This window comes from Streptomyces sp. NPDC001373 (assembly GCF_042895815.1).
Classification (GTDB): domain Bacteria; phylum Actinomycetota; class Actinomycetes; order Streptomycetales; family Streptomycetaceae; genus Streptomyces.
Map to the genome: position 1 here is coordinate 1 of NZ_JBIAWQ010000008.1, position 5,018 is coordinate 5,018.

At 71.3% G+C, this 5,018-nt stretch carries 2 protein-coding genes, 1 tRNA gene and 1 rRNA gene; 3 read left to right on the forward strand and 1 reads right to left on the reverse strand.

Annotated elements, in window-relative coordinates; translation table 11 throughout:
* Positions 1–137 precede the first annotated feature (137 nt).
* A 5S ribosomal RNA gene (gene rrf / locus ACFY15_RS19375) occupies positions 138–254 on the forward strand.
* Positions 255–259: 5 nt separating this feature from the next.
* Positions 260–335, forward strand: a tRNA-Thr gene (locus ACFY15_RS19380).
* A 118-nt stretch (positions 336–453) separates the two neighbouring features.
* Here the strand turns inward: ACFY15_RS19380 and ACFY15_RS19385 are convergent.
* Positions 454–3,012: a SpoIIE family protein phosphatase gene (locus tag ACFY15_RS19385; protein WP_390825899.1), complete on the reverse strand. Its 2,559-nt coding sequence runs from the start codon at positions 3,010–3,012 to the stop codon at positions 454–456.
* A gap of 193 nt (positions 3,013–3,205) precedes the next feature.
* Here ACFY15_RS19385 and ACFY15_RS19390 point away from each other — a divergent pair.
* The coding region (locus ACFY15_RS19390) for a HAMP domain-containing protein (RefSeq protein WP_390825821.1) at positions 3,206–5,018 on the forward strand (1,813 nt) is incomplete at its 3' end.

Sequence of the window (5,018 nt, forward strand, 5' to 3'; positions counted from 1 at the left end):
CAGATGTGGAAGCCCGGTAACGGGTGGAGCTGACTGGTACTAATAGGCCGAGGGCTTGTCCTCAGTTGCTCGCGTCCACTGTGTTAGTTCTGAAGTAACGAACTCGCCAATCCGGCTTGAGTTCAACTTCATAGTGTTTCGGTGGTCATAGCGTTAGGGAAACGCCCGGTTACATTCCGAACCCGGAAGCTAAGCCTTTCAGCGCCGATGGTACTGCAGGGGGGACCCTGTGGGAGAGTAGGACGCCGCCGAACAACCCGCCCTTTTAGCTCAGTCGGTAGAGCGTCTCCATGGTAAGGAGAAGGTCAACGGTTCGATTCCGTTAAAGGGCTCCAAACAAGAAGGCCCCCGCCATCAGGCGGGGGCCTTCTTGCGTTTCCGGGGCCGGCGGTCGTGCACGACCCGGGGCTTCCGGGCCGCCACCGAGGCGGCCCGGAAACCGGACGGGAGACGTCAGGAGCCCTCGCGGGGGTGGGGGACGCGGAAGGCCAGGATGGCCATGTCGTCGGAGGCGGGTTCCGCCGCGAAGCGTTCGACCGCGCGCAGGACGCGGGCGGCCACCGCGCCGGCCGTGAGGCCCGTACAGGTCGTCAGGACCTCGGCCAGGCCGTCGTCGCCGAGCATGCGTGCGCCCTCCCGGCGCTCCGTCACGCCGTCCGTGACACAGAGGAGGACGTCGCCCGGATCCAGCGACAGCGTCTGCTCGTAGAGGTCCAGGTCGTCGATCACACCGAGCAGCGGCTGCGGTTCGGCCGCCGCGGTGACCTCCCCGTCCGGGCGCAGGCGCAGAGGGAGCGGGTGCCCCGCGCAGACCACCTTCATCAGGGCGCCGCCGTCCGACTGCGGATGCAGCTCGCCGTACAGGAGCGTCAGGAAGCGGCTGCGGGCGCCCTCGTCGAGGATGGCCGCGTTCAGCCGCTCCAGGACCGCCGGGCCGCCCAGCCCCTCGCGGGCCAGCAGGCGCAGTGCGTGGCGGGCCAGGCCGGTGACGGCCGCCGCCTCCGGGCCCGTACCGCAGACGTCGCCGATGGCGAAGCCGTACGCGCCGTCGCGGATCGGGAAGACGTCGTAGAAGTCGCCTCCCACTTCGTTGCCCTCGCCGGCCGCGCGGTAGATGACCTCGACCTCCATGCCGGGGATCGCGGGGGAGCCGGGTGGCAGGAGGCTGCGCTGGAGGGAGCGGCTGATGGCCGTGCGCTCCGAGTAGAGGCGGGCGTTGTCCAGGGCCAGAGCCGCCCGGCGCGACAGGTCGTCGGCCAGTTCCAGGATCTCCTGGCGGAAGTGCTCCTCGCTGGGCTTGCCCAGGGTCAGCATGCCGATCACCCGGTTGCGGGCCAGGAGGGGCAGGACGACCGTCTCGCCGCCGACCGCCGCGGCCGTCGCAGGCCAGGGGCGGGCGCCGGCCTCACGGACCGGCTCGGGGGGCTCCACCCGCGACAGCAAATCCTTCAGACCGTCGATCCGGTCCTCGTCCTCGTGCAGGACGTAGGCGAGATAGGGGTCGGAGGCCTGGTCTGCGATCGTGTAGACGGCGCACCACGTGGCCAGCGTCGGGACCGTCATCTGGGCCATCAGCGCCAGGGTCTGGTCCCGGTCGAGGGTGCCGGCCAGCAGGTCGGAGGCCTCGACGAGGAAGGACAGGGAGCCGCGGCGCAGCCGCTCCAGCTCGCCCAGGCGCGCGGACTCGACGGCGAGGGCGATGCGGTCCGCGACGAACTGGAGGCGCAGGGCCTCCTCGTTGGTGTAGCGGCCCGGATTCTCGGCGGCCACGCCCAGCGAGCCGGTGAGGCGGCCCTCCACCTTCAGGGGGACGGTGACGACGGAGCGCATGCCCGTGGACTCCAGGAGCGGTACGGCCCCGGGGACGGCGGAGAGGTCTTCGTGGACGGCGGGCAGGCGGGCGGATCCGTAGCGGCTGGTGCCGGCCTCGACGGGGACGCGGGCGAAGCGCTGCCGGGTGGAGGGCAGGCCCGTGGTGGCGCGGACCTCCAGCTCGGTCTCGTCGTCGGTGGCGAGCAGCAGGAACGCGGCGTCGGCGTCGAGCATGTCGCGGGCCCGTTCGACGGTGCGCTGGAGCAGGCCGTCGAGGTCGTCGGGGGCGGGGGAGCCGATGAACACCTCGAAGGGGTCCGCGGGGCGGGGCTCGGAGAGCTGACCGTCGGAGGCGGGGGCCCGTACGGGGGTCTGGAGCAGGGCGCGCTCGTCGTCGTGGACGAGCAGGCAGACGATGGACGGCTCCCCGTGGGCGTCGCGGACCCGCAGGTGGGAGGCGTAGACGGGGATGACGCGGCCGTCGGCGCCGCGGATGCCGTAGCTGCCTTCCCAGCGGGACAGGCGCAGGGCCTCGGCGATGCCGGTGCCGGTGCCGGGGGTCTGGGGCCAGGCGGCGAGTTCGGCGAGGGGGCGGCCGACGACCTTTTCGGCGGCGTAGCCGAAGACGTGCTCGGCGTCCTCGTTCCAGGCGGAGATCGAGTCGGCGGCGTCGATCTGGAGGACGGCGACGCGGACCCGGCTGTCGGCCAGGGGCAGGAACCGGTCGGGCACGACAGGGCCCGCCGAGCGGGTACCGACCGGCCGGTCCGGCAGGTCGAGGCGGAACCACACGTGTTTGCGCGTGCCGGTGTACTCGACGCCCCAGCGGGTGGCGAGGGCGGCGCAGAGCATCAGGCCGCGGCCGCTCTCGCGGTCCGGGTCGGCGTACGGCCGCTCGTCGGGGTGGCGCAGGGGGAGCTCGCGCTCGGGGTACCGGTCGGCGATCTCGACGCGTACGCCGTCCTCGGCGCGCAGGCACAGGACCTCGGCCTGGGTTCCGGCGTGGACGACGGCGTTGGTGACGAGCTCGCTGGTCAGCACCACCGCGTCGTCGACGATGTCCGCGAAGCCCCAGCCCTGGAGCGTGTCGCGCACGAAAGCGCGGGCGGCGGCGACCGACCGCCCCTGCGGGGTGAAACTGGCAGCCGCCCGTGCCGTGATCACGAGTCTCCTTCGACGCGGTGGGACATCGGATGCCAGGTTACTTACCTTCGCGGTGGCCGTGAGGCCGTCGTGCGGGATTCCACCCGCAGGGTGTGGACGGTGTGCGAAGGTGCCGGAGTGTTATGGCCGCGTTCGGCCGGGGTGAAACACTGGGCAGGCTTGGAGAGCCGGCTCTTTGGACAGCCGGACATCCGGTGGAACACAGGTCGACCCTTTCGGGAGGGACACGGTGGAGTCTGGCGCAGCGGTGCGGCGTACGGGAACACGCCCCAAGGGCGGTAGGTCCCGGCGGAGCGGGACGACGGAGGTCGACACCGCCGCACTGAACCGGCTGCTCACGGCCCTGGTGTCGATGCGGGACGGGAACTTCCGCAAGCGGCTGACGGTGTCCGGCGACGGGGTGATGGCGGAGATCGCCGCCGTCTACAACGAGGTCGCCGCCCGCAATCTGCACCTGACGGGGGAGCTGTCGCGGGTCCGGAGGATGGTGGGCCGCGAGGGCAAGCTGGGCGAGCGGCTGGAGACGGGGGCCTGCGAGGGCTCGTGGGCGGCCGCGATCGACGCCTCGAACCAGCTGGTGGACGACCTGGCCCGGCCCGTGTCCGAGGTGGGCCGGGTGCTGTCGGCGGTGGCCGAGGGCGACCTGGACCAGCGGATGGACCTGCGGACGCAGACCCAGGACGGGGCCGGGCACCCGCTGCGCGGGGAGTTCCTGAAGGTCGGGCGGACGGTCAACAACCTGGTCGACCAGCTGTCCGCGTTCACCGACGAGGTGACGCGGGTGGCGCTGGAGGTCGGTACCGAGGGCAAGCTGGGCGGTCAGGCCCAGGTGCGCGGGATGTCGGGTTCCTGGAAGGACCTGACGGATTCCGTCAACACGATGGCCTACCGGCTCACCGCCCAGGTGCGTGACATCGCCCTCGTCACCACGGCCGTGGCCAAGGGCGATCTGTCGCGCAAGGTCACGGTCCACGTGGCCGGCGAGATGCTCCAGCTGAAGAACACCGTGAACACGATGGTGGACCAGCTGTCCTCCTTCTCCTCGGAGGTGACGCGGGTCGCCCGCGAGGTGGGCACCGAGGGCGAGCTGGGCGGTCAGGCCCAGGTGCCCGGGGTCGCGGGCGTCTGGAAGGACCTGACCGACTCCGTCAACACGATGGCCGGCAACCTCACGGCCCAGGTGCGCGGGATCGCGCAGGTCACGACGGCCGTGGCGAACGGCGACCTGTCGCAGAAGGTGCGGGTCAGCGCACGGGGCGAGGTGGCGCAGCTGGCCGAAACGATCAACCAGATGACGGAGACCCTGCGGACCTTCGCGGACGAGGTCACCCGCGTGGCCAGCGAGGTCGGTGCGAAGGGCCTGCTGGGCGGTCAGGCGCAGGTGCCGGGTGCGGCGGGGACCTGGAAGGACCTCACCGACTCGGTGAACACGGTCTTCCGCAACCTGACCACGCAGGTGCGGGACATCGCGCAGGTGACGACGGCGGTGGCCAACGGCGACCTGTCGCAGAAGGTCACGGTCGACGTGGCTGGCGAGATGCTGGAGCTGAAGAACACCGTCAACACGATGGTGGACCAGCTCCAGTCCTTCGGTGCGGAAGTGACGCGGGTGGCCCGTGAGGTCGGCGTCGAGGGCGAACTGGGCGGTCAGGCCCAGGTGCCCGGGGCGGCGGGGACCTGGAAGGACCTCACCGACTCGGTGAACACCGCCTTCCGCAACCTCACCGGCCAGGTGCGCAACATCGCGCAGGTGACGACGGCGGTGGCCAACGGCGACCTGTCGCAGAAGGTCACCGTGGACGTCTCCGGCGAGATGCTCCAGCTGAAGAACACCGTGAACACGATGGTGGACCAGCTGTCCTCCTTCGCCGACCAGGTCACGCGCATGGCGCGGGACGTGGGGACGGAGGGCCGGCTCGGCGGCCAGGCCAGGGTCGAGGGGGTGTCCGGCACCTGGAAGGAGCTGACCGACTCGGTCAACTTCATGGCCGGGAACCTGACCTCGCAGGTGCGCCAGATCGCCCAGGTGACGACGGCGGTGG